This window comes from Amycolatopsis sp. NPDC104587, from assembly GCF_055583645.1.
This window is the reverse complement of record NZ_JBVJNO010000019.1, coordinates 89,728-110,170: the sequence shown is the minus strand read 5'-3', so window position 1 is coordinate 110,170 and position 20,443 is coordinate 89,728. Positions and strand designations below refer to the sequence as shown.

The window sequence follows — 20,443 nt, the reverse complement described above, 5'->3', positions numbered from 1 at the left end:
GTGCCAAGCTGTCCCGCATGGAGAACGCTACCGGCTACCGGCGCTCGGCCGGCTCGGCCCGCGGCGAAGCCCGGCGCCGGGAGCTGCTGGCGAGGATCACCGACGACGTCGCCGAGAACGGTCTGGTGGACTTCTCGCTGCGGCGCGCGGCGAAGTCGGCCGGGACGACGCACAAGGTGCTGCTCTACCACTTCGAAGGCGCCGAAGACCTGCTCCGCCAGGTGGTCTTTTCGCTGCGTGAGCGGCGGATCGGCAATGCGCTGACCGCGGTCGCCGCCTCGTCGTCGTCGCTGGCCGACCGGGTCCGCGCAGCCTGGGTGAGCCTGCGCGACGAGGAGTCGGAGCTGCGGCGGGTCCTCGACCAGGCGATGGGCCTGGCGATGTACGACCCGGGGCGGTACGCGGCGCTCGGCCGGGGCGCGTCGCAGCAGTACCTGCCGACGCTCATCTCCTTCTGCCCGCCGCAGTGGCCGGAGCCGCGGAAGTTCGAGGTGGCGTCGATGATCCTCGCGACGTTGCGCGGTTTTCTGGTCGACCTGCTGACCAGCGACGACGGTGACGGCTCGGCTGCCGGGTTCGAGGCGCTGCTGCGCGCGGTGGAGCGGGAGGAAGCCACCGGCTGACGCTCGACAGTTTGCGAACCACGTGGTTCACTTCAGCCAGGGGACCACACTGGGAGGCTGTCATGCAGGTCGAGCTGTCCGCGGGCACCGTCGAGTACACCGACACCGGCGGGCCGGGCCCGGTGACCGTCTTCGTCCACGGCCTGCTGATGGACGGAACACTCTGGGACGTCCCCGTCGAGGACCTCGCCCGTGACCACCGGTGCGTCGTCCCGACCCTGCCGCTGGGCGCGCACCGGCAGCCGATGCGCGAAGACGCCGACCTGTCGATGAGCGGCATCGCCGCGCTGCTCACGGAGTTCCTCGAGCGCCTCGACCTGCGGGACGTCACGCTCGTCGGCGTCGACACCGGCGGCGCGCTGGTGCAGTTGCTGATGGCGGGCGGCGCGCCGCGGGTGAGCGGGGTGGTGCTCGGCTCGTGCGACGCGTTCGACAACTTCCCGCCCGGGCTCACCGGCAAGACGCTGGTCGCCACCGGAAAGCTGTCGCCGGGCCTGTTCGGGGTGTTCATGCAGCAGATGCGGCTGCGCGCGGTGCGGCGGCTCCCGATCGCGTTCGGCTGGCTGACCAAGCGGGGCGACGCGGCGACGGCCCGCTGGATCCGCCCCCTGCTGGCCGATGCGGCGATCCGCCGCGACACGGTCCGCGCCCTGCGGGCGGCGGCCGCTTCGCCGGGCTTCCTGATCGAGGCGGCCGAACGGCTGCCGAGCTTCGACCGGCCGGTGCTCCTCGTCTGGGCGAGCGAGGACCGCGTCATGCCACTCGAGCACGGCCGACGGCTGGAGGCGTTGCTACCGAAGGGAAACCTTGTCGAGGTGGCCGACAGCTACACGCTGCTGCCCCTGGACCAGCCGGCGGAGTTCGCCCGGCTCGTCCGGGAGTTCACAGCCGGCTGAGACCGTGGAGGATGCGTTCCATCAGCTCGAGGCTGGGCCGGTTCCCCGAGCCCTTCCGCGCGGTGTGCACGGCGACGATCCCCCGGTCCGCCAGATCGGACAGCAGGACCCGCGCCACCCCCAGCGGGATCCGCCGCCGCGCGGCGACCTCGGCGACCGACTGCGAAGTGCGCAGCAGCGCGCAGATCTCCGTCTCCTCCGTCGTGCTCCCCCGCACCACCGCGCGCCCGCGCTGGGTGATCGACACGAGTGTCTCGATCGGGAGGTCCCGGGTCGGGCGGGTGCGGCCATGGGTGCGGAAGTACGGGCGGACCATCCCCGCCCCGCCTTCTTCGAGCACGGACCCCCAGTGCACAGCCAGCTCCTCACGGCGATTAATCCTTGTCGGCGATTATTTGACCTAAAGATCGAGTAGCCCGCAATCGACCGAACAGAGCAACGCCGGAAAAAGCGCTGGTCAGCGTCCTGAGGTCGGCGCGGTACTGCCCCGGAGGACCAGCCGGGTCCGGAGAATCGCCGGAGATGTCGCGATTTTTCCGCCGGACAACCTGGCCAGCAGGAGCCGGCCGGCCCGCTCGCCGAGCTCGGCCACGGGCTGCGCGACCGTGCTCAGCTCGAGCAGGCCGGCGAGGTCGTGGTCGTCGAACCCGAGCACCGAAACGTCCCCGGGCACCCGCAGCCCGGCCCGCCGCAATGTCCGCAGCGCCCCGAACGCCATTTCGTCCGACGCGGCGAACACCGCGGTCGGCCGGCGCGGCAGGCCGAGGAGGACGCTCATCGCGCGTTCCCCGCCCGCGACGGAGAAGCCGCCGCCGGTCTCGAACCCGGGCTCCGGCTCGCGGCCGTCCTCGCGACACACCTCGTGGTAGACCTCCCGGTAAGCGGCCAGCCGCCGCAGCGGCGTCGTGAACCCGAGCGGGATCGGGGCGCTCTCGCCGATGAACGCGATTTCGCGGTGGCCCAGCTGGACGAGGTGGCGCATCGCGGTCACGGCGGCGCCGTGGTCGTCGATCCCGACGGAGTCGCCGCCGGGCTCCTCGGTGCCGATCGTGACGAGCGGGACGCCGAGCGCCAGCACTTGCTCGCGTTCGGCCCGCGTCAGCGGCAGGGAGAGCACGAGTACCGCGTCGACCCGGCGGCGCAGCGGCAGGCCGGCGAAGAACCGTTCGCGGCCCGGCTCGTCGCCGAGGTTGTAGAGCAGCAGGCTGATCCCGGCGTCCCGCAGCACCCGCTCGACCCCGGAGATGATCCGCGAGAAGTACCAGCGGTCGACGTAGGGCACGATCACGCCGACGGTCCCGGTCCGGCCGGTGGCCAGGCTCGACGCGGCGGGCGAGATGGCGTAGCCGAGCTCCTCGGCCGCGGCGAGCACCCGCGTCCGCGTCCGGTCGGCAACACCGGGAACCCCGCGCAGCGCCCGCGAGACGGTGGCGGCCGAGACGCCCGCGAGCCGCGCGACGTCGTCGAGCTTCTCCGGCATCCCCCACCCCCGTTCGTTGCAAGCGCTTGCAGCCATCCGAGCCACCACCATTGACAGCTGCCCCAAACAAGGCTAATCATCGCTGCAAGCGCTTGCAATGGGTTTTGCCTGCCCGGCAAGGAGGCCGACATGCGCCTGCTCCTCCCCGTCACCGGCGCGGCCCTGCTGGCCGCCACCACGCTCAGCGCGTGCTCCTCCGCCGGCGGGCTGACGATCAACCTGTACATCTCGCCGGAGGACCACCTGCAGACGGTGGTCGACCGCTGCACGCAGGAGGCCGCGGGCCGCTACAAGATCGTCTACAACAAACTCCCCCGCGGCGCGGACGGCCAGCGCGAGCAGATGGTCCGCCGCCTCGCAGCGGGCGACACGTCGCTGGACGTCCTCGGCCTCGACGTCACCTGGGTGCCGGAGTTCGCCGAGGCGGGCTGGGCCGAGGAGTGGACAGGAGCCAACGCGGCGGCGGCCACCCAGGACGTGCTGCCAGGGCCCCTGACCACCGCCAAGTGGAACGGAAAGCTCTACGGCGCAACGAAGAACACGAACGTCCAGCTACTTTGGTACGACGACCGGATAACGCCGTCCCCGCCCAAGACGTTCGACGAGCTGATGACCCAGTCCCAGCAGCTGAAGGCGGCGGGCAAGCCGTACCAGGTGGTGTTCACCGGCGCGCAGTACGAAGGCTTGGTGGTCTTCTACAACACCCTGGTCGCCTCAGCGGGCGGCCACATCCTGTCCGACGACGGCAAGTCGGTGGTCATGGACAACGGCGCGGTCCAAGCACTGGAGCTGCTGAAGAGGCTGACGACGGCAGGCATCACGGACCCGTCCCTGACGAACCAGAAGGAAGACGACATCCGCCAGGCATTCCAACGCGGCCAGGCGGCGACCGAGCTGAACTGGCCGTTCGTGTACGCGTCGTACGCGAAGGAGAAGCCCCAGGACCTGACCCACTTCAAGTGGACCCGCTACCCATCGGTGATCCCAGGCCGCGCCAGCAGGGTGACAATCGGCGGCTTCAACCTGGCGGTCTCGACGTACTCCCAGCACAAGCCAGAGGCATTCGAAGCGGCCCTGTGCCTGCGTAACGCAACATCACAGAAGTACCAGGCCTTGGTCGACGGAGTACCCCCGAGCCTGACATCGATCTACAGCGACAACACACCCTTGGACCCGGCAAAACCCGCGGACCCCAAGGAAAACCCGACAATGCAGGACCAGTACCCCATGAAGGGCGACATCCAAAAGGCCCTGACAGACGCCGCAGTCCGCCCCCTGACCCCGGCGTACCAAAACCTGTCAACGGTAATCTCAAAGGTCCTGTCACCCCCAGCAGAGATAAACGTGGAAGCAACAGCAAAAGAACTGAGAGAGCGCCTGACGGACGCACTGAATTCCCGAGGGATCATCCCATAAAGAGGAGGGGAGACACTCCCCCAACCAGCCCCTCGTCCCAGCAGCGGTCAGCCGGTGTTAAACAATATCCGACGAGGGGGTAGGTCTCCCAAAGCAAAAGTCACAACCGAATAGGTTGGGTCCGGTCGCGTCCGGGCCTGTCTGGACGACTTCTCGATGTGGAACAGTCGGTGGTAGGCGTCGATCACGAACTCGGCGGTGACGTCCGGGAGGTTGGTGACGTAGCCTTTGAGGCCGGCAAGGGCGCGTGCCTTGGCTTCCAGGGTCCGGTTGACACTCTTGACAGCGGTGCGGGCGCACGCCGCGGCCAACTTCTGCCGCCAGGACTCTTTCGCGAACGCGGGCAGACGCCGCTTGAGGGTCGCGTACGCCGGCGGGTCGAAACCTGCCTCCTCGACCACCCGCAGACTGTCCAGTTTGCTGGTCGGCTCGACGATCCCTGCCAGCACCAGTAATCGGAACGCCTCGTCACCACCAGCGGCCTCCTCGAACCCCAACAGCTGGTAGGCGTGGCCGAGCGCGTCCCACAGGCACCCCATCCGCGACGACGTGATCGCAAGCGGCCCACCACCAGCACCACTGCCGGCCTGCAACGCCCTGACCCCCGACGCCGTCTTCACCGTGCGCACATACGCCACGAGAGACAGCCTGGAACCGGCCGCTCAGTGCGCAGATCTTCGCCGTTCACACGACGAAACCGCAGCTCAACAGCCAGTACCCCACCCAAGATCAGCGATCTTGAGCCGAAGTCAGGTAAGGTGACGGAATGGTCATGCGGGTGGCGATTCCCGTGCTGCCGTGCCGAGATGTGCAGGCAGCGCGGTCGTACTTCACGGACGTACTCGGATTCGACACCATTTTCACCTGGGAGACCCCACCTAGCTACGCGGCCGTCATCCGCGACACCGCCGAGTTCCACCTGTACGCCGAAAGCAGCGTCGGCCCGGCCAGGGTGACGGTTATCGTCGACGACGTCGATTCCTGCCACGACGAGCTGCGCGCCCGCGGCGCCGACATCGTCGAGCCACTGGCTGACCGGCCCTACGGGATGCGCGACTTCAACGTACGGACACCCGATGGGCACCTGTTGATCTTTAGCCAGCCGCTTACCGAGAACGGGTGACCATCAGCGGACCAGCCGGAAGAATGACCGGACCTCGTCGACGAACAACGTCGGCTGCTCGAATGCCGCGAAGTGGCCGCCCTTGCCGGGCTCGTTCCAGTACCGGATGTTCGGGAACCGGCGCTCCGCCCACCGCCGAGACGGGCGCTGCAGCTCCTTGGGGAAAGACCGAACAGCCGGTGGGTACGGTCACCGGCGCGCCGGCCGACCCGGAGATCCATTCGTTGACCTGCCGGAGGCTTTCCCAGTACAGCCGGGCGGATGAGGCACCGGAGCCGGGCAGCCAGTAGAGCATCAGGTTGTCGAGCAGCTCATCCCGGGTAACAACCCGATGCAGGTCGCCACCGGATTCGGTCCACGACCAGAACTTCTCGACGATCCAGGCGCAGAGGGCGGCCGGCGAGTCGACCAGCCCGTAGCCGACCGTCTGCGGCCGGGTCGACTGCTGCGCCGAGTATCCGGAGCCCCGTTCGTCCGCCTCCCGCCGTGTCGCGAGCGCCGCCCGCTCGGCACCGGTGAGGTCGTCCGACGTGGCCGGATCGGGCGGTGCGAGCGGCGGCATGAGATGGATGCCGGCGACCCGATCGGGTTGCCGTTGACCGATGCTCGCCGTTCACACGACGAAACCGCAGCTCAGGTCTGGCCTGGTGGCAGCCCTCCCCATCGTCCGGGATACACGCTTCGGATCTACACGCACCTCGTCCCGTCGAGCCACAAGCGGGCTCGGGCGGCGACCAACCGCGTGTTCAAGCCCCGCCGGCCGCAGCAGACGGCCCAGGATTCTGTGACGGCGCAGCGGGGCCAAACGCAACAAAACAGCAGTTCAGAGGCGTATCGGTTTCTTGTTCATAAACTCTTCAATCCCCAAAACCCCCAGCTCCCGCCCAATCCCCGAACGCTTGATCCCCCCAAAGGGAAGATCAGCCTCAGACCCGCCGGACTTGTTGAGATAAACCATCCCAGCCTCAACCCGCCGAGCAACCCGCAGACACCGCTCCCGATCAGTACCGAAAACACTCGCCCCAAGCCCAAACGGCGTGTCATTGGCAAGCGCAACGGCTTCATCCTCATCTTCAGCCCGAAAAACAATCACCACCGGCCCAAAAATCTCCTCATGATAAGCAGCCATCCCCGACGTCACATCGGTAAGCACGGTCGCCTCAAGAAAAGCCCCAGGCCCAGGAACCCGCCGCCCCCCAGCCCGCAGCGTCGCCCCCTCCCGGATCGCCGCCTCAACCTGCGCAGCCACCTCATCGGCAGCGGCAACAGAAGCCAACGGCGGCAAGGTAGTAGCCGGATCAGCAGGATCCCCCGGCACGTAATACTCGGCGACCCGCTTGGCCAACCGATCAACAAACTCGTCGTACAACTCCCCAAGAACGATCATCCGCTTCGGCGCATTACAAGACTGCCCACAGTTCCGCATCCGAGCGGTAGCGACAACCTTCACGGTCTCATCAAGATCATCAGTATCCAAAACGATCAGCGGATCGGACCCACCCAGCTCGAGAACACACTTCTTGAGATTCCGCCCCGCCTCGGCAGCAACAGAAATCCCCGCCCCCTCACTACCGGTAAGCGAGACTCCCACCAACCGAGGATCAGCAAGCATCCAAGGAACCTGCCGACTCGACGCAAAAACGTTCACATAGACATCCGAAGGCACCCCCGCCTCCCGCAGCACCTCCTCGACAGCCACCGCCGAACGCGGGCAGATCGAAGCGTGCTTGAGCAGGATCGTGTTCCCGAGCACGAGATTCGGCGCGACGAACCGAGCGACCTGATAGGCCGGGAAGTTCCACGGCATGACGCCGAGCAGCCCGCCGATCGGCTCCTTCGTCAGCACGGCCTCGCCGGCGCGGATCGGCATCGGCTCGTCGGCCAGCAGCTCCGGGCCGCGCTCGCCGTAGTACCGGAAGATGTCGACGACCACGCCGACCTCGCCGCGGCCTTCGTTGATCCGCTTCCCCATCTCCAGGGTCATGATCGCGGCCAGCTCGTCGGCGCGTTCGGCGAACAGCTCGGCCGCGCGCAGCACGATCGCGGCGCGCTCGGCGACCGGCCGGGCGCGCCAGGCCGCGAACCCGCCGTGCACCCGCTCGATCGCGGCGCGGACCTCGTCGTCGGTCGCGTTCGGGACCTCCGCCACCCGTTCACCGGTGGCGGGGTTGGTGACTGAGTACATGGTGGCCTCCTGTGCCCACGGTAGCCTACTGCATACTGTATACACCATGGGATCACTGGTCGACACCCGCGCGGCGGTACCCGTCGGCACGTGATCGACTATCGTTCCCCCATGACGCTGGAGATCACCGGCGGATCCTCTTTTTCCGCCCTGACAAGGGAACCCGGTCGCTGGACCCGCCGTTGCACCGCAAGCTCGGTCAGCTTCGGCTGCCCCGCGTGCACGTACGAACGTGCGCCGCGGGTCTGGAGCGGTCGCGGCCTGGGCCTGCCGGAAGGCGAGCTGACGGCCTTCGCCGGACAGCTCAAACGCGTCATGAAGCACGAGGCGTACTGGCTGGCGCGGGCCGGGAACGCGGCCGAAGCCGCACGGTGGTCACCGGGCCGCTACGACGACGAAGACGGCTTCGTCTACTTCGCCGGGCCGTGCACCCACGCCGATCCCTGGCCCGGCTACCGGCCGGCGCGGACGTTCACGATCGAGCTCCCCCAGATCCGTGGCCTGCGGATCCGGGTGGCCGCCTACCTCGCGGCGAGCTGATGACTTCGGGCGACGTCAGGCGGGCCGTCCGCGCCGGAGCCGTCGCCGCCGTCGTGAGCGGGTTTCCCTCCACCGCCCACGCGCTGTTCACCGGCCGGGACGTCCTGGCCGCGACCCGCGCGGCGGGCACCCTGCTCCCCGGCCGGCGCGACCGGCCCGGCGTCGCCGCCGGGCTGGTCGCGCACGTGCTGGTCTCCGCGACGTGGACCGTCGTCCTCGCCGCGGCCGCCCGCCGGGTCCGCCCAGGGCTCATCCGGGGCGCGGCGGCCGGACTCGTCATCGCCGCACTCGACCTCGGGGTCGCGGCACGCGCTTGTCCCGCCGTGCGGGCCCTGCCGCGCGTGCCGCAGATCCTCGACCACCTGGTCTTCGGCGCCGTCACCGCCGTGCTGCTGCACCGTCCACATCAGACGGGTCAGGACACGACCTCGACGACGTCACCGGGGTGCAGCGAGTTGTAGAACATCACCGCGGCCGCGTGCGAAAGGTGCACGCACCCGTGGGACTTGACCTTCAGGCTGCCCTGGTGGAACGCCACGCCGGTGGTCGTGAAGAACACCGAGTACGGCATCGGCCCGTTGAACTGCTTGCTGTAGTGGTCGATGTCCTTGTACTGCACGTGGAACTTCCCGAGCGGGGTCGGGTACTTCGGCAGCCCGACCGTGATCGGGACCCCGCCGTAGGTGACGTTGCCGGCGCCGTCCGTCAGCCACGCCGTATTCGAACTGCGCTGGACACAGGCCTTCGCTTCGGCACTGCACGGCGTCGACGCCGCTTCGGCCGTTCCCGCGAAGCCCAAGGTCCCCGCCATCGCGGCGACCCCGCCCAGTAGTGCGACCATCCTCCGGTTCATCGCGTGCCTCCCGTTGTCGATCGGCTACACGGTGTAGGGTTCCCCGTTTTGCGATCTTCGAACCGGGATGATCAGTTCTGGGGCTGGGACAGCTGGAGGAACTCGTTCTGCTCACGGTCGTAGCGCTGGGTCAGCCCGTTGCCGTAGCGGTCCCACCAGTTCTGCGTGTGCCCGCCCTGGCGGGTGGTCGTGTCGCCGTAGACCTGGCGGTCGTACTCGATGCGCGCGTCGTGGAACTCCTGCTGGAACTGCTGGGGAGTGAGGCCCTGCGCGTGCTGGACCGCCGCGTCGTTGATCGTGCGCGAGCTCTGGACGATGTCGTCGCCCGCCATGTGGTTGATGATCGCGCGGACCCCGCCGGCGCCGCGCATGTGGGCGCCGGACATGACCGCGGCCTGGGCGCCGGGGTCGGTGAAGTTGAGCGCGCCCGCCGTCCGGGCGTTCGCGGTCATCAGGTCGGACACGACGGCGCGCTCCTCGGCGCTGCCGATGCCGTACTGCTCGCGCGCGGCGATGATCCGGTCGTAGCCGTTGTGCATGTTCTGCCGGAAGCCGTAGGCCTCCGGCACGCCGCCCTGCTCGCCGGTTGCGCCTTCGGAGTTCATGATCGAGTCGACGACCCGCGGGTCCAGCTGCGGTGGCGCCGCCGCGGCCGCCGCTCCCCCGCCGCCCTGCGCGGTGGTGGCGGCCTGGCCGCCGCCGTAGGCCTGCGCGACGTCGGTGTCGGCGGCGTTGTACCCGTTCGCGGCCGTCTGGACGTTCTGGTTCACGTTCGTGATGAGGCTGAGGAACTTCTGCAGCGCGCTGCCGAGCGAGGAGTGCAGCGCCGAGTTCGCCGCGGCGACCCCGCTGCCGATGCCGGCGAACGACAGCGCGTCCAGCACCAGGCCTTCCAGGTCGCGGGTCGTCGACAGGAAGGACGAACCGACGTCCTCGACCGCCTTGACGACCGTCCCCATTTCCGCCGTCTCGGCGTGGTAGGCCCCGGCACCCATGGTCTGCTCCCTCCGGACTCCGGCGTGACGGGACCGAGAATTCCCCACGGCGGCGCGGCGCTCCACGGCCGAATTACCCACTGCGGTCAAATCACCTGCCGTTAATCTTGAGTTCACCCCGGAGACATCTACGGTGGCATTAACCCAGGCATGACTACGCAGACGCTCGACACGATCGCGTCCGAACAGCTCGACCTCCAGCTGCACGTGGTGGAGGACCGCCTGAACGCGGACTACACGAGCCTGGACCGCCCGTCGGTGCACGCCCTCGTCGAACGGGAGCGGCAGCGGTTCGACGCGGCGCGGATCCACGCGTTCGTCCCGATCCTCGTCGAGCGGGCCGTCCGCGACTCGCTGCGGGAGCCGAGCGGCAAGCACCGGCGCTAAAGTCGGGAGATGGACAAACCCCAGGACGATCCGAACGTCGTGGACGGCGAGATCGTCGACGAGACACCGACCGCCGCCCTCGCGGTGCCTTCGCCGGCACTGCCGGACCCGGACTACAGCGAGGGCGGCGTGCCCAGCTTCGACTTCGTCCGCGACAAGATCGAAAACCGCTACACGACGTCGGCCGGTGCGAGCGAAGTGGCCGGTCTGGGCACGGACAACACGGTCGAGACGCTCGACAAGCAGATCGCCGACCGTGACCAGGCCGCCAAGGACCGGCTGGCCGAAATCCGCCGTTCGATGCGGGGCGAATAACCGCCTCAGCCGAAGATGGCCACCGGATCCCCGGTGTACCAGGCGTTGGTGATGACGACCCGCCGCAGCACCCAGCGGTCGCCGTCGCGGACCAGGTCGGCCTCGTAGCGGTTCTTCAGCAGGGCGTGCGTGCCGTGGTCGGCGCTCAGCAGGTGCTGGGCCTCGACCATCGCGGTCAGCCGGGCGGTGTCGCCGGTGACGCGGACGCGCTCGTTCGTCACCTGGTGGGTCGTGTCGACCCGGCCCTCGAACAGCGCGAGGATCGTGTCGACGATCGTGTCCCGGCCGGTCATCGGCGCCGGCTCGGCGCCCCAGCGGGCGGCCGCCGGGCGGAAGTCGAGCGCGGCGTCGGCGGCGAAGGATGACGCGAAGAGCTCGCGGTCCTTGAGGTCCTGGCCGAGGCCGAAGCGGTACAGGGTGTCGATGATCTCGACGCGGTCGTGCAAGTCGGTGGTCATGTCCCCAGCCTCGGGCGGTCCGGCAAGTCGATCAACGCGCTCCTGTGCCACGATCGTCAAGCAGGACTTGACGATGGGGGTCGGCCGTGCCGGAGTCGCGGGAGCTGGAGGCGTTCCTGGTGCTGGCCGGGGAGCTGCACTTCGGCCGCACGGCGGAGCGGCTGCACGTGTCGACCGCGCAGGTCAGCCTGACGATCCGGAAGCTGGAACGGCGGATCGGCGTGCCGCTGTTCACCCGGACCAGCCGCCGCGTCGAGCTGACGCCGGTGGGGCGGCAGCTGCTCGCCGACCTCGGGCCGGCCTGGTCGGCGGTCGAGACGGCCGTGGCCAAGGCGGTCGAAGCCGGCCGCGGGGTGACGGGCACGCTGCGCGTCGCGTTCGGCGACGCGGCGGGCGGGCAGCTCCTGGCAGGGGTCGCGGAGCTGTTCCGGAAGCGGGAGCCGGGGTGCCGCGTCGAGTTCCGCGAGGTGCGGCCGGGCGAAGTCCTGCCGTGGCTGCGCGACGGCGAGGTGGACGTCGTGTTGGCCGGGCTCCCGCTCGACGGCCCCGATCTGGTCACCGGCCCGGTCCTGGTGCGCGAGCTGCGTTTCCTGGCCGTCGCGGCCGGACATCCGTTCGCGCGCCGGGAGTCCGTGCCGGTCGCGGACCTGGCACGGGTGCCGGTGCTGCGGTGCGCGCTGCCGGACCCGTGGCTCGACGAGCACGCGCCGGACGCGGAGATCCGGCAGTCGGCGGGCCTGCAGGAGCTGTTGACGCTGGCGGGCGCCGGGGAGGGTGTGCTCCCGGTGGGTGCGCACCTCCGGCGGTACTACCCGCGGCCGGACGTCGTGTACGTGCCACTGAGCGACGCACCACGGCTGGAGTGGGCGCTCGTGTGGCGAGCCGGGGCGGCGACCGCGCGAGTACGCGCTTTCACGGCGGCTGCGGCGGAGTTGGTGCGCGAGCCGGCCTGAGTCAGGCAGGGGACGACGAGGTCAAGCCGGCTGGTGCCCAGGCCCGCCTGAACCCAGGCAGGGAGCCGCTCGGTCAAACCGGCAGCCAGCGCATCTCCTCCGGCTGGCTCGCGGCGATCGCCTCCAGCCGGTTCGGGTAGACCGGCACCACCCCCGCGAACCCCGCCAGCCGCACCACCCGGTCGACCACGCCGCCCGGCGGCACGACCAGGCATCCCGCGACTCCGCGCGCCTGGCAGCGCCGCACCCCCTCGAACAGCGACCTCGCCCCCCGAGCCGAGAGGAACGTGAGCGCGGTCAGGTCGACGGCCAGCAGGTGCGGGCTCGGCAGTGCGCAGATGGCGGTGTCGAGCACCGTCGTCCAGCGCAGCACCGAGGTGATGTCCAGCTCACCGCGCACCTCGACGACCAGCACTCCCGCGGCCCGTTCCGCACAGGTTCCGTCGTGGTCGCGCATCGCGCGCCTCCTCGAGGGCAGGGTCGGGGCCACCGCGGACCATGGTCCCACCCGGGAGCCCGGGCAGCCACTGTGCCGCGAGGAGCCACGCGGACGGCTCAGCCGGTGCGGCCGTCCGGCTCAGCGTCCACTGTGGACACCCAGGCGCCCCAGCCACTCCTGCAGCAACGTCGCTTCGCCCGGCGAAAGGTCCGCCGGCGGGGCCTCCCGCAACCGGGCGGCGAGCGTGGTCGCCGTCGCCGCGACGTCGTCGGCCGGCCGGGCCGGCTCGTCGGCGAAGACGCCGGACAGCACGCCCTCCCGGACGCGGACCGAGAACTCCTGGTCCGGGTAGAGCTCCGGCCGGGTGATCATCGAGAGCGCGACGCCGGCGTTGGCCGCCATCACCATCTGCGCGGCGAGCGCCGGCGGCAGCTTGAGCAGGCCCGCGGCCGCGCTGCGCTCGAGGACCGCCAGCAGCAGGCCGTGCGCCTCCGCGGCCGCGCCGGGCGGGGTCGACAGGCCCGAGTACATCAGCCGGTAGTAGTTGGGGTTGTCGAGCGCGAACGCGACGTGGTTGTCCCAGCCGTCGCGCAGGTCACGCGCCGGGTCGTCCGACGGCTTCGCGGCCCGTTTGCCGGCGAGGTACTTCTCGAACCCGCGGTCGACGACGGCCGCCATCAGCCCCTCTTTGTCGCCGAACTGCCGGTACAACGCCGGCGCGCCGACCCCCGCGGCCTCGCAGACGGCGCGCGTCGAGAAGTCGGCCTCGGCCGAGCGGGAGAGCAGGTCGGCCGCCGCCTCCAGGATCCGCGTTCTCAAGTCCACGGTAACGACGCTACCAGGCGTTATCGTCGATATCAACCAGACCGTAGCGCCGATTCGCGAAGCGTGTTAGCGTCGATCTCGAAATCCGGTAACACCGATACGCAGAGGACATGCCATGCCATTCGCCAACTTCAAGGTCCCCGCCGGCACGCTCACCGCCGAGCAGAAGGAGCTCATCGTCACCCGCACGACCGACCTCTGCGCCGAGCTGTACGGCGACCGCGCCCGCGGGAACACGATGGTGCTGGTCGAGGAGGTCGCCGACGGCGGCTGGGGCATCGGCGGCGACGTGCTCACCCTCGCGAAGCTCCAGGCCGGCTGACGTCAGGCCTTCGTAATCTCCGCGTGGAATCATCAGCTGACCACCGAAGTTGTACAGGTGGCAGCACCACACGAGGAGAAGGAGTGACGCCGTGACCACGTCAACCGAGAGGGCCGTCCTGGCCGGCGGCTGCTTCTGGGGGATGCAGGAGCTGTTCCGCCGTCAGCCCGGGGTGATCTCGACCCGGGTCGGCTACAGCGGCGGCGACGTCAAGAACGCCACCTACCGCAACCACGGCACGCACGCCGAGGCGATCGAGGTGGTCTACGACCCGTCGCGGACGTCGTTCCGCGACCTGCTGGAGTTCTTCTTCCAGGTGCACGACCCCACGACGAAGAACCGTCAGGGCAACGACATCGGGCTGAGCTACCGGTCGGCGATCTACTTCGAGAACGACGAGCAGAAGCGGATCGCCGAGGACACGATCGCCGACGTCGACGCGTCCGGGCTGTGGCCGGGCAAGGTCGTCACCGAAGTCGCCCCCGTCGGCGACTTCTGGGAGGCCGAGCCGGAGCACCAGGACTACCTGCAGCGCATTCCGAACGGGTACACGTGCCACTTCGTGCGCCCGGGCTGGAAGCTGCCGAAGCGCGAGACGACCGCCTGATACATCCGCACCACGTAAGGCCCCTTCGCCGATCCCCGGCGAAGGGGCCTTCGTCGTTTCGGCGGCGGCAAAGATCACCCGAACGGCGGTGATCCCCGCCGAGTCCACAAGGGACAGTCAGCTGATCGAATCCCAATGGGGGCGAATGTCCTTTTTGGGAAGTATTGCGTCCGGTAGATAAGACCGTACGTTAGTCGCTTGTTCACGAGGCTCCGGCACCGGATTCTGATTTCCGTTCCACAGCACCACCTCTCGTCCCCTTGATCCGGCCCGGCCTCGAACCCGGGCCTGGTTCACCCTGCCCGGAGGAGATTCCTCGATGGAACTGAGACGTCCTGTCGTCTTGGCAGCAACCGGCGTGCTCGTCGGCGCCCTCTGCATCACCGGTACCGCCCAGGCCCAACCCACCCCGAACGCCGCGCCCAGCGCCCAGGCCCAGGCCGTCTCCGCGGCCGCCGGCCTCGTGGCGAGCAGGCCCGCCGCGCTGCACGCCGGCACGGACGACGTTTTCCAGGCCCAGAAAGCGATTTCCTCGACCAACGGCCTCCAGTACATCCCCTACGAGCGCAGCTACAAGGGCCTGCCCGTGGTGGGCGGCGACTTCGTGGTGGCGACCAACTCGACGGGCCAGGTGCTCGGCACGTCGGTCGCGCAGGACCAGACCATCAACCTCGCCTCCACCACCGCCAAGGTGACCGGGGCCGCGGCCGAGGCGACCGCGCGGCAGCAGCTGTCCGCCGTGGACAGCGTCAGCCCCGCGCAGCAGGTCGTCTACGCGCTCGGCACGCCCACCCTCGCGTGGAAGAGCACCGTCGTCGGCCGGGACGCCGAGGGCCCGAGCCGGCTCGACGTCATCGTCGACGCCGCCTCCGGCAAGGTGCTGAAGACGCAGGAGCACGTCCTCAACGGTGACGGCACGAGCGCGTGGAACGGCCCGAACCCGGTGCACCTCGACACCACGCACTCGGGCAGCACGTACTCGCTGAAGGACCCGACGATCACCAACACGTCCTGCCAGGACGCGGCCAACAACACCACCTTCAGCGGCCCCGACGACCTGTGGGGCAACGGCAACGCGACCAGCCGCGAGACCGGCTGCGTCGACGCGCTGTTCGCCGCCCAGACCGAGAACAAGATGCTCTCGCAGTGGCTGGGCCGCAACAGCTTCGACGGCAACGGCGGCGGCTGGCCGATCCGCGTCGGCCTGAACGACCAGAACGCCTACTACGACGGCACCCAGGTCCAGATCGGCAAGAACACCAACGGTGGCTGGATCGGCTCGATCGACGTCGTCGCGCACGAGCACGGCCACGGCATCGACGACCACACCCCGGGCGGCATCTCCGGTGCGGGCACCCAGGAGTTCGTCGCGGACGTCTTCGGCGCCTCCACGGAGTGGTTCGCGAACGAGCCGGCTCCCTACGACCAGCCGGACTTCCTCGTCGGCGAGCAGGTGAACCTCGTCGGTTCCGGCCCGATCCGCAACATGTACAACCCGTCGGCGCTGGGCGACAAGAACTGCTACGACAGCTCGGTCCCCAACGGTGAGGTGCACGCGGCCGCCGGCCCCGGCAACCACTGGTTCTACCTGCTGGCCGAAGGCACCAACCCGACCAACGGGCAGCCGACCAGCACGACGTGCAACAGCTCCAGCGTCACCGGCATCGGTGTCCAGAACGCGGTGAAGATCTTCTACAACGCGATGCTGCTCAAGACCTCCAGCAGCTCGTACCTGAAGTACCGCACCTGGACGCTGACCGCGGCGAAGAACCTGTTCCCGGGCAGCTGCACCGAGTTCAACACCGTCAAGGCGGCGTGGGACGCGATCTCCGTCCCGGCCCAGTCGGCCGACCCGACCTGCTCGGCGACCGGCACCGTCACGGTTTCGAACCCGGGCAACCAGTCGACCGTGACCGGCGCTTCGGTGAACCTGCCGCTGTCGGCTTCGGGCGGCACCGCGCCGTACAGCTGGACCGCCACCGGCCTCCCGGCCGGCCTGTCCATCAACGCCTCCACCGGCACGATCTCGGGCACCGCGACCACCGCGGGCACCTCGAACGTCACGGTGACGGCGAAGGACGCGGCGAACAAGACCGGCACGGCGTCGTTCTCGTGGACCGTCGGCACCACCGGCGGCTGCTCCGGCCAGAAGATCGCCAACGGCGGCTTCGAGTCGGGCGCGGCGAACTGGACCGGCACCACCGGCGCCATCGGCCAGTGGGCTTCGCAGGGTCAGGCCGCGCACGGCGGCACCTACTCCGCCTACCTCGACGGCTACGGCTCGACCCACACCGAGTCCGTCGCGCAGTCGGTGAGCATCCCGGCGGGCTGCCACGCCAGCCTGACGTTCTTCCTGCACATCGACACCGCGGAAACCACCACCACGACCGCCTACGACAAGCTGACCGTCTCCAACGGCAGCGCGACGCTGGGCAGCTACTCCAACCTGAACAAGGCGACCGGGTACGCGCAGAAGACGATCGACGTCTCGTCGGCCGCCGGCGGCACCCTCGCGCTGAAGTTCAGCGGCACCGAGGACAGCTCGCTGCAGACCTCGTTCGTCATCGACGACGTGGCTGTGACCCTGAGCTGAAGCTAGACCGCTGAAACGGGGAGGCCGGGAAACCGGTCTCCCCGTTTCTCCGTTTTCGGGGGCACAATCGCGCCATGGACGCCGAAACGCTGCGCGCGACCCAAGGCCCGCTGAAGGACCAGTACCGCGAACGCCCCGAGAGCGCGCTCGTCACCTTGCACGCCGACGCCGAGCTGGACGGGCTCGGCATCTCCTGCAAGGTCGAGACCGGCCGCGCGATCGTGGAAGCCGGGTTGCACCCCGCGACCGGCGGCGACGGCACTCTCGCCTGTTCGGGTGACATGCTGCTCGAAGCGCTCGTCGCGTGCGCCGGGGTCACGCTGCGGGCGGTCGCGACGTCGCTCGGCCTCGAGGTCCGCGGTGGGCGGGTGCGCGCCGAAGGTGACCTCGACTTCCGCGGCACCCTCGCCGTCGCGAAGGACGCCCCGGTCGGCTTCCGCGCGATCCGGCTGTCGTTCGCCCTGGACACCGACGCGTCCGAAGAGCAGCTCGCCACGCTCAAGAAGCTGACCGAGCGCTACTGCGTCGTTTTCCAGTCGCTGCGGACGCCGCCGGAGTTCGCCGTCACCCTGTCGGCGGCTCAGGGATAAACCCGGAGGACAACGCGGACGCCCGTGGCCTAGCTTGTCGGGGGTCACCGAGAGGGGAAACCGCCATGCCGGAACCGGAGAGCGCCGTCCAAGTGCGCGGGCTCGTCAAGACCTACGGTTCGACCCGCGCGCTCGACGGCGTCGACCTGGACATCCCGGCCGGCCAGGTGCTCGGGCTGCTCGGCCCGAACGGCGCCGGGAAGACCACCACCGTCCGCATCCTGACGACGCTGCTGCGGCCGGACTCGGGTTCGGCGCGGGTGGCCGGGCACGACGTCCTGGCCGAGCCGGACGAGGTGCGGCGCCGGATCGGGCTGTCCGGCCAGTACGCGGCCGTCGACGAGAACCTGACCGGCTTCGAGAACCTCTACATGGTGGGGCGGTTCTACGGCAGGCGGAAGGCCTCGGCGCGGGCCCGGGCGCGCGAGCTGCTCGCGCGGTTCCGGCTGGAGGACGCCGCCGACCGCCCGGCGAAGGGGTACTCCGGCGGCATGCGCCGGCGCCTCGACCTGGCCGGCGCGCTCGTCGGAGAGCCGACCGTCGTCGTGCTGGACGAGCCCACCACCGGCCTCGACCCGGGTGGGCGCCTCGACACGTGGGAAGTGATCAAGGAGCTCGTCGCCGACGGCACGACCGTGCTGCTGACCACCCAGTACCTCGAAGAGGCCGACCAGCTCGCCGACTCCATCGTGGTGATCGACCACGGCAAGGTGATCGCGCGCGGCACGGCCGACGAGCTCAAGGCCCAGATCGGAGGGGAACGTCTCGAGCTGGTCGTCGCCTCGGCCGCGGACCTGCCGGCCACCCTGGCGGTGCTGCGCGAGGTCGGCACCGGCGACCCGTCGGGTGACGACCACACGCGCCGCGCCGAGATCTTCGTCGACACCGGCCCGAAGGCGCTCATCGAAGCCCTGCGCCGGCTCGACGGCCAAGGCATCACCGTCCAGGACGTCGCCCTGCACCGGCCGACGCTGGACGACGTGTTCCTGTCCCTGACCGGCCACGGCGCCGAGTCCGCCGAGGAGGCCGCGAAGTGAACGCGCTCGCGAAGGGTATTTCCGACGGCGGCATCATCACGTGGCGCAACCTGATGAACGTCCGCCGCAACCCGGACTGGCTGATGGCCGCGACGCTGCAGCCGATCATGTTCGTGCTGCTGTTCGCCTACGTCTTCGGCAACGCGATCGGCGGTGAGGCGGGCGGCGCGGCGTACCGCGAGTTCCTCATCGCGGGGATCTTCGCCCAGACGGTCGCGTTCAACTCGGCGTTCACGGTCATCGGCTTCGCGAACGACCTGCAGAAGGGCATCATCGACCGGTTCCGCTCACTGCCGATGTCCCGCATCGCGGTGGTGCTCGGCCGCACGACGTCCGACCTGGTCGTCAGCGTGGTCGCGCTGGTGGTGATGTCGGCGTGCGGGCTGCTGGTCGGCTGGCGCATCCGCGGCAGCTTCTGGGACGCGCTCCTCGGCTACCTGGTGATGCTGATGTTCGCCTGGGCCCTGTCCTGGGTGGGTGCGCTGATCGGCCTGGCCGCGCGCAGCGTCGAAGTCGCGCAGAGCCTGGGGCTGGTCTGGATGTTCCCGCTGAGCTTCATCTCCTCGGCGTTCGTCCCGACCGACACGCTGCCCGCGTTCCTCAAGGCGATCGCGAACTGGAACCCGTTCACGGCGGTGATCAACGCGACCCGCGATCTGTTCGGCAACCGGTTCGGCCCGGCGCCGACCGGATGGCCGGCGGAGAACGCGGCGCTGTACGCGATCCTGTGCTGCGTCGCGATCATCGCGGTGTTCGCTCCTCTCGCGACGGCGCGCTACCGCCGGGTGGCGAGCAAGTAGTCCGAAGTGGACCTCAGCCGAGGTCCTCTTCGGACAGCTCCACGATCGGGATCACCCGCTTGGCTTCCCTGGCCTTCGCCTGGTGGTCGGCGAGGAACGGGTAGTGCTTCTCCAGCTCCGCCCACGTCCGCACGTAGTCGGCCCCCAGCAGCGGCAGCGCCTCCCCGTCGAACTCGTGGCCGTCCACCTCCACCTTCACCCGGGAATCGGCGATCAGGTTCAGGTACCAGCCCGGGTGCTTGGGCGCCCCGATGTTGGACGCCACCACCAGTAGCCGGGCGCCGTCGCGGTGGTGCATCATCGGGACCGTCCGCGGTTTCCCGGAGTTCCGGCCCGTCGTGGTGAGCAGCACCAGGCGCTCGCGGTGCATGCCTTCGACCTCGCCGCCCGCGCGGAACTGGCGGATCACGCGGCGGTTCGTCTCCTGCACGTCCATGGTCACTGGTCGTAGTAGCGCGTCGTCGGGGGCTGCTGTTGTTGCTGCGGGTACTGGCGCGTCGGCGCGGGCGGCTGGCTGCGGCGCCGGTGCAGCGTCCGGGCGCTGGCCGCCATGCTGTTGACGACCGCGGCGATGACGAGCCCGATGACGAGGTTGATCGCCGCCGTGGCGATCTTCGCGCTCGGGGCGACCGTCAGGGTCAGCGGCAGCACCACCGCGATCAACGTGACGAGCACCATGATCCAGCCGAAGAACTGGGACGGCGCCGGCGTCGCGACGCTCAGCAGGTGCATCAGCCCGGTGGCGAGCAGCGCCACCGCGGCGGCGACCAGTGCGTACGTCGTGGTGCTCGCGTTGCCCCAGACGCCTTCGCCTTTTGGGGCCAGCACTTCGACCTCGAAGACGCCGCGCGCGATCAGCAGCCCGACCACCGCGAGCAGGGCCGCGATCACCGCCGTCGCGACGCCGCCCGCCCACAACCGGCGCGCGTCGATCCCCGGGCGGACGTCCTGGGGCTGGTTCCCGTAGTAGTCGGCCATCAGAGCCTTCCTAGGTCGGCGGCGCCTC

General features: G+C 69.6%; 26 protein-coding genes and 1 pseudogene. 15 read left to right on the top strand and 12 right to left on the bottom strand.

The window, feature by feature from the left end; genetic code table 11:
* The first annotated feature begins 17 nt into the window (after positions 1–17).
* Both ACZ61C_RS42235 and ACZ61C_RS42230 read left to right on the top strand, forming a co-directional pair.
* Positions 18–623, top strand: coding sequence for a TetR/AcrR family transcriptional regulator (locus ACZ61C_RS42235; protein ID WP_465313579.1), 606 nt, complete (start codon positions 18–20; stop codon positions 621–623).
* Positions 624–685: 62 nt separating this feature from the next.
* The gene (locus ACZ61C_RS42230; RefSeq protein WP_465313578.1) at positions 686–1,519 is read left to right on the top strand and encodes an alpha/beta fold hydrolase; all 834 of its coding nucleotides are present in this window, start codon (positions 686–688) and stop codon (positions 1,517–1,519) included.
* On the opposite strand, the gene ACZ61C_RS42225 is transcribed toward ACZ61C_RS42230, so the two are convergent.
* Positions 1,506–1,874 (bottom strand): DUF742 domain-containing protein, encoded by a 369-nt coding sequence (locus ACZ61C_RS42225; protein ID WP_465313577.1) that lies wholly within the window; start codon positions 1,872–1,874, stop codon positions 1,506–1,508. The two genes, ACZ61C_RS42230 and ACZ61C_RS42225, sit on opposite strands and share 14 nt — an antisense overlap.
* Before the next feature lie 102 nt (positions 1,875–1,976).
* The gene (locus ACZ61C_RS42220; RefSeq protein WP_465313576.1) at positions 1,977–2,999 is read right to left on the bottom strand and encodes a LacI family DNA-binding transcriptional regulator; all 1,023 of its coding nucleotides are present in this window, start codon (positions 2,997–2,999) and stop codon (positions 1,977–1,979) included.
* A gap of 129 nt (positions 3,000–3,128) precedes the next feature.
* Here ACZ61C_RS42220 and ACZ61C_RS42215 point away from each other — a divergent pair, with 129 nt between their 5' ends.
* On the top strand, positions 3,129–4,415 hold the full coding sequence (locus tag ACZ61C_RS42215) for an ABC transporter substrate-binding protein (protein WP_465313575.1): 1,287 nt from the start codon (positions 3,129–3,131) through the stop codon (positions 4,413–4,415).
* Between the two features lie 131 nt (positions 4,416–4,546).
* Here ACZ61C_RS42215 and ACZ61C_RS42210 read toward each other — a convergent pair.
* Positions 4,547–5,053, bottom strand: a pseudogene (locus ACZ61C_RS42210) (hypothetical protein); the annotation flags it as partial.
* A 128-nt stretch (positions 5,054–5,181) separates the two neighbouring features.
* Here ACZ61C_RS42210 and ACZ61C_RS42205 point away from each other — a divergent pair.
* Complete coding sequence (locus ACZ61C_RS42205; protein ID WP_465313574.1) at positions 5,182–5,538, top strand: bleomycin resistance protein; 357 nt, start codon at positions 5,182–5,184, stop codon at positions 5,536–5,538.
* On the opposite strand, the gene ACZ61C_RS42200 is transcribed toward ACZ61C_RS42205, so the two are convergent.
* Together ACZ61C_RS42200 and ACZ61C_RS42195 are read right to left on the bottom strand one after the other, a co-directional pair.
* Positions 5,522–6,100: an alpha/beta fold hydrolase gene (locus tag ACZ61C_RS42200; RefSeq protein WP_465313573.1), complete on the bottom strand. Its 579-nt coding sequence runs from the start codon at positions 6,098–6,100 to the stop codon at positions 5,522–5,524. The genes ACZ61C_RS42205 and ACZ61C_RS42200 overlap by 17 nt on opposite strands.
* A 261-nt stretch (positions 6,101–6,361) precedes the next feature.
* Positions 6,362–7,723, bottom strand: a complete 1,362-nt coding sequence (locus tag ACZ61C_RS42195) for an NAD-dependent succinate-semialdehyde dehydrogenase (RefSeq protein ID WP_465313572.1) — start codon at positions 7,721–7,723, stop codon at positions 6,362–6,364.
* 111 nt (positions 7,724–7,834) lie between these two features.
* On the opposite strand from ACZ61C_RS42195, the gene ACZ61C_RS42190 reads away from it, so the two are divergent.
* The gene (locus ACZ61C_RS42190) at positions 7,835–8,263 is read left to right on the top strand and encodes a hypothetical protein (RefSeq protein ID WP_465313571.1); all 429 of its coding nucleotides are present in this window, start codon (positions 7,835–7,837) and stop codon (positions 8,261–8,263) included.
* Positions 8,263–8,724: a hypothetical protein gene (locus tag ACZ61C_RS42185; RefSeq protein ID WP_465313570.1), complete on the top strand. Its 462-nt coding sequence runs from the start codon at positions 8,263–8,265 to the stop codon at positions 8,722–8,724. The genes ACZ61C_RS42190 and ACZ61C_RS42185 overlap by 1 nt, the downstream gene beginning before the upstream one ends.
* Here the strand turns inward: ACZ61C_RS42185 and ACZ61C_RS42180 are convergent.
* Together ACZ61C_RS42180 and ACZ61C_RS42175 are read right to left on the bottom strand one after the other, a co-directional pair.
* Complete coding sequence (locus ACZ61C_RS42180; RefSeq protein WP_465313569.1) at positions 8,679–9,116, bottom strand: L,D-transpeptidase; 438 nt, start codon at positions 9,114–9,116, stop codon at positions 8,679–8,681. The genes ACZ61C_RS42185 and ACZ61C_RS42180 overlap by 46 nt on opposite strands.
* Positions 9,117–9,187: 71 nt before the next feature.
* A complete protein-coding gene (locus ACZ61C_RS42175; RefSeq protein ID WP_465313568.1) occupies positions 9,188–10,111 on the bottom strand; it encodes a hypothetical protein in 924 nt (307 codons plus the stop codon).
* Between the two features lie 150 nt (positions 10,112–10,261).
* Between ACZ61C_RS42175 and ACZ61C_RS42170 the strand changes: the two genes are divergently transcribed.
* On the top strand, positions 10,262–10,498 hold the full coding sequence (locus ACZ61C_RS42170; protein ID WP_465313567.1) for a three-helix bundle dimerization domain-containing protein: 237 nt from the start codon (positions 10,262–10,264) through the stop codon (positions 10,496–10,498).
* Positions 10,499–10,507: 9 nt separating this feature from the next.
* Entirely contained in the window at positions 10,508–10,813 is a 306-nt protein-coding gene (locus tag ACZ61C_RS42165) for a hypothetical protein (RefSeq protein WP_465313566.1), read from the top strand.
* A 5-nt stretch (positions 10,814–10,818) separates the two neighbouring features.
* Here the strand turns inward: ACZ61C_RS42165 and ACZ61C_RS42160 are convergent, their stop codons facing one another.
* The gene (locus tag ACZ61C_RS42160) at positions 10,819–11,271 is read right to left on the bottom strand and encodes a nuclear transport factor 2 family protein (RefSeq protein WP_465313565.1); all 453 of its coding nucleotides are present in this window, start codon (positions 11,269–11,271) and stop codon (positions 10,819–10,821) included.
* 86 nt (positions 11,272–11,357) lie between these two features.
* On the opposite strand from ACZ61C_RS42160, the gene ACZ61C_RS42155 reads away from it, so the two are divergent.
* A complete protein-coding gene (locus tag ACZ61C_RS42155) occupies positions 11,358–12,224 on the top strand; it encodes a LysR family transcriptional regulator (protein WP_465313564.1) in 867 nt (288 codons plus the stop codon).
* Between the two features lie 73 nt (positions 12,225–12,297).
* On the opposite strand, the gene ACZ61C_RS42150 is transcribed toward ACZ61C_RS42155, so the two are convergent.
* Positions 12,298–12,681: an STAS domain-containing protein gene (locus ACZ61C_RS42150; protein ID WP_465313563.1), complete on the bottom strand. Its 384-nt coding sequence runs from the start codon at positions 12,679–12,681 to the stop codon at positions 12,298–12,300.
* Between the two features lie 120 nt (positions 12,682–12,801).
* On the bottom strand, positions 12,802–13,488 hold the full coding sequence (locus tag ACZ61C_RS42145) for a TetR/AcrR family transcriptional regulator (protein ID WP_465313562.1): 687 nt from the start codon (positions 13,486–13,488) through the stop codon (positions 12,802–12,804).
* A gap of 115 nt (positions 13,489–13,603) precedes the next feature.
* Between ACZ61C_RS42145 and ACZ61C_RS42140 the strand changes: the two genes are divergently transcribed.
* From ACZ61C_RS42140 to ACZ61C_RS42115, 6 genes are all read left to right on the top strand, one after another.
* Positions 13,604–13,810 carry a tautomerase family protein gene (locus ACZ61C_RS42140; RefSeq protein ID WP_465313561.1) on the top strand — a complete coding sequence of 69 codons (207 nt, stop codon included), beginning with the start codon at positions 13,604–13,606 and terminating at the stop codon, positions 13,808–13,810.
* Between the two features lie 91 nt (positions 13,811–13,901).
* Positions 13,902–14,417: a peptide-methionine (S)-S-oxide reductase MsrA gene (msrA, locus tag ACZ61C_RS42135; protein ID WP_465313560.1), complete on the top strand. Its 516-nt coding sequence runs from the start codon at positions 13,902–13,904 to the stop codon at positions 14,415–14,417.
* A gap of 319 nt (positions 14,418–14,736) precedes the next feature.
* Positions 14,737–17,010 (top strand): M4 family metallopeptidase, encoded by a 2,274-nt coding sequence (locus ACZ61C_RS42130; protein ID WP_465313559.1) that lies wholly within the window; start codon positions 14,737–14,739, stop codon positions 17,008–17,010.
* Positions 17,011–17,084: 74 nt separating this feature from the next.
* Positions 17,085–17,600: an OsmC family protein gene (locus ACZ61C_RS42125; RefSeq protein ID WP_465313558.1), complete on the top strand. Its 516-nt coding sequence runs from the start codon at positions 17,085–17,087 to the stop codon at positions 17,598–17,600.
* Between the two features lie 65 nt (positions 17,601–17,665).
* Positions 17,666–18,637: an ATP-binding cassette domain-containing protein gene (locus ACZ61C_RS42120; RefSeq protein ID WP_465313557.1), complete on the top strand. Its 972-nt coding sequence runs from the start codon at positions 17,666–17,668 to the stop codon at positions 18,635–18,637.
* Positions 18,634–19,437 carry an ABC transporter permease gene (locus ACZ61C_RS42115; RefSeq protein WP_465313556.1) on the top strand — a complete coding sequence of 268 codons (804 nt, stop codon included), beginning with the start codon at positions 18,634–18,636 and terminating at the stop codon, positions 19,435–19,437. The genes ACZ61C_RS42120 and ACZ61C_RS42115 overlap by 4 nt, the downstream gene beginning before the upstream one ends.
* 13 nt (positions 19,438–19,450) lie before the next feature.
* Here the strand turns inward: ACZ61C_RS42115 and ACZ61C_RS42110 are convergent, their stop codons facing one another.
* Together ACZ61C_RS42110 and ACZ61C_RS42105 are read right to left on the bottom strand one after the other, a co-directional pair.
* The gene (locus ACZ61C_RS42110) at positions 19,451–19,873 is read right to left on the bottom strand and encodes a nitroreductase/quinone reductase family protein (protein WP_465313555.1); all 423 of its coding nucleotides are present in this window, start codon (positions 19,871–19,873) and stop codon (positions 19,451–19,453) included.
* Positions 19,874–19,875: 2 nt separating this feature from the next.
* Complete coding sequence (locus tag ACZ61C_RS42105) at positions 19,876–20,415, bottom strand: DUF6069 family protein (protein WP_465313553.1); 540 nt, start codon at positions 20,413–20,415, stop codon at positions 19,876–19,878.
* Positions 20,416–20,443 lie beyond the last annotated feature (28 nt).

Coding starts and splice junctions, on each gene's coding strand:
- ACZ61C_RS42185 (WP_465313570.1), top strand. CDS start 8,263: ATGACTTCGGGCGACGTCAGGCGGGCCGTCCGCGCCGGAGCCGTCGCC.
- ACZ61C_RS42140 (WP_465313561.1), top strand. CDS start 13,604: ATGCCATTCGCCAACTTCAAGGTCCCCGCCGGCACGCTCACCGCCGAG.
- ACZ61C_RS42235 (WP_465313579.1), top strand. CDS start 18: ATGGAGAACGCTACCGGCTACCGGCGCTCGGCCGGCTCGGCCCGCGGC.
- ACZ61C_RS42200 (WP_465313573.1), bottom strand. CDS start 6,100: ATGCCGCCGCTCGCACCGCCCGATCCGGCCACGTCGGACGACCTCACC.
- ACZ61C_RS42125 (WP_465313558.1), top strand. CDS start 17,085: ATGGACGCCGAAACGCTGCGCGCGACCCAAGGCCCGCTGAAGGACCAG.
- ACZ61C_RS42110 (WP_465313555.1), bottom strand. CDS start 19,873: ATGGACGTGCAGGAGACGAACCGCCGCGTGATCCGCCAGTTCCGCGCG.
- ACZ61C_RS42160 (WP_465313565.1), bottom strand. CDS start 11,271: ATGACCACCGACTTGCACGACCGCGTCGAGATCATCGACACCCTGTAC.
- ACZ61C_RS42170 (WP_465313567.1), top strand. CDS start 10,262: ATGACTACGCAGACGCTCGACACGATCGCGTCCGAACAGCTCGACCTC.
- ACZ61C_RS42165 (WP_465313566.1), top strand. CDS start 10,508: ATGGACAAACCCCAGGACGATCCGAACGTCGTGGACGGCGAGATCGTC.
- ACZ61C_RS42130 (WP_465313559.1), top strand. CDS start 14,737: ATGGAACTGAGACGTCCTGTCGTCTTGGCAGCAACCGGCGTGCTCGTC.
- ACZ61C_RS42230 (WP_465313578.1), top strand. CDS start 686: ATGCAGGTCGAGCTGTCCGCGGGCACCGTCGAGTACACCGACACCGGC.
- ACZ61C_RS42205 (WP_465313574.1), top strand. CDS start 5,182: ATGGTCATGCGGGTGGCGATTCCCGTGCTGCCGTGCCGAGATGTGCAG.
- ACZ61C_RS42215 (WP_465313575.1), top strand. CDS start 3,129: ATGCGCCTGCTCCTCCCCGTCACCGGCGCGGCCCTGCTGGCCGCCACC.
- ACZ61C_RS42195 (WP_465313572.1), bottom strand. CDS start 7,723: ATGTACTCAGTCACCAACCCCGCCACCGGTGAACGGGTGGCGGAGGTC.
- ACZ61C_RS42180 (WP_465313569.1), bottom strand. CDS start 9,116: ATGAACCGGAGGATGGTCGCACTACTGGGCGGGGTCGCCGCGATGGCG.
- ACZ61C_RS42220 (WP_465313576.1), bottom strand. CDS start 2,999: ATGCCGGAGAAGCTCGACGACGTCGCGCGGCTCGCGGGCGTCTCGGCC.
- ACZ61C_RS42175 (WP_465313568.1), bottom strand. CDS start 10,111: ATGGGTGCCGGGGCCTACCACGCCGAGACGGCGGAAATGGGGACGGTC.
- ACZ61C_RS42190 (WP_465313571.1), top strand. CDS start 7,835: ATGACGCTGGAGATCACCGGCGGATCCTCTTTTTCCGCCCTGACAAGG.
- ACZ61C_RS42105 (WP_465313553.1), bottom strand. CDS start 20,415: ATGGCCGACTACTACGGGAACCAGCCCCAGGACGTCCGCCCGGGGATC.
- ACZ61C_RS42150 (WP_465313563.1), bottom strand. CDS start 12,681: ATGCGCGACCACGACGGAACCTGTGCGGAACGGGCCGCGGGAGTGCTG.
- ACZ61C_RS42120 (WP_465313557.1), top strand. CDS start 17,666: ATGCCGGAACCGGAGAGCGCCGTCCAAGTGCGCGGGCTCGTCAAGACC.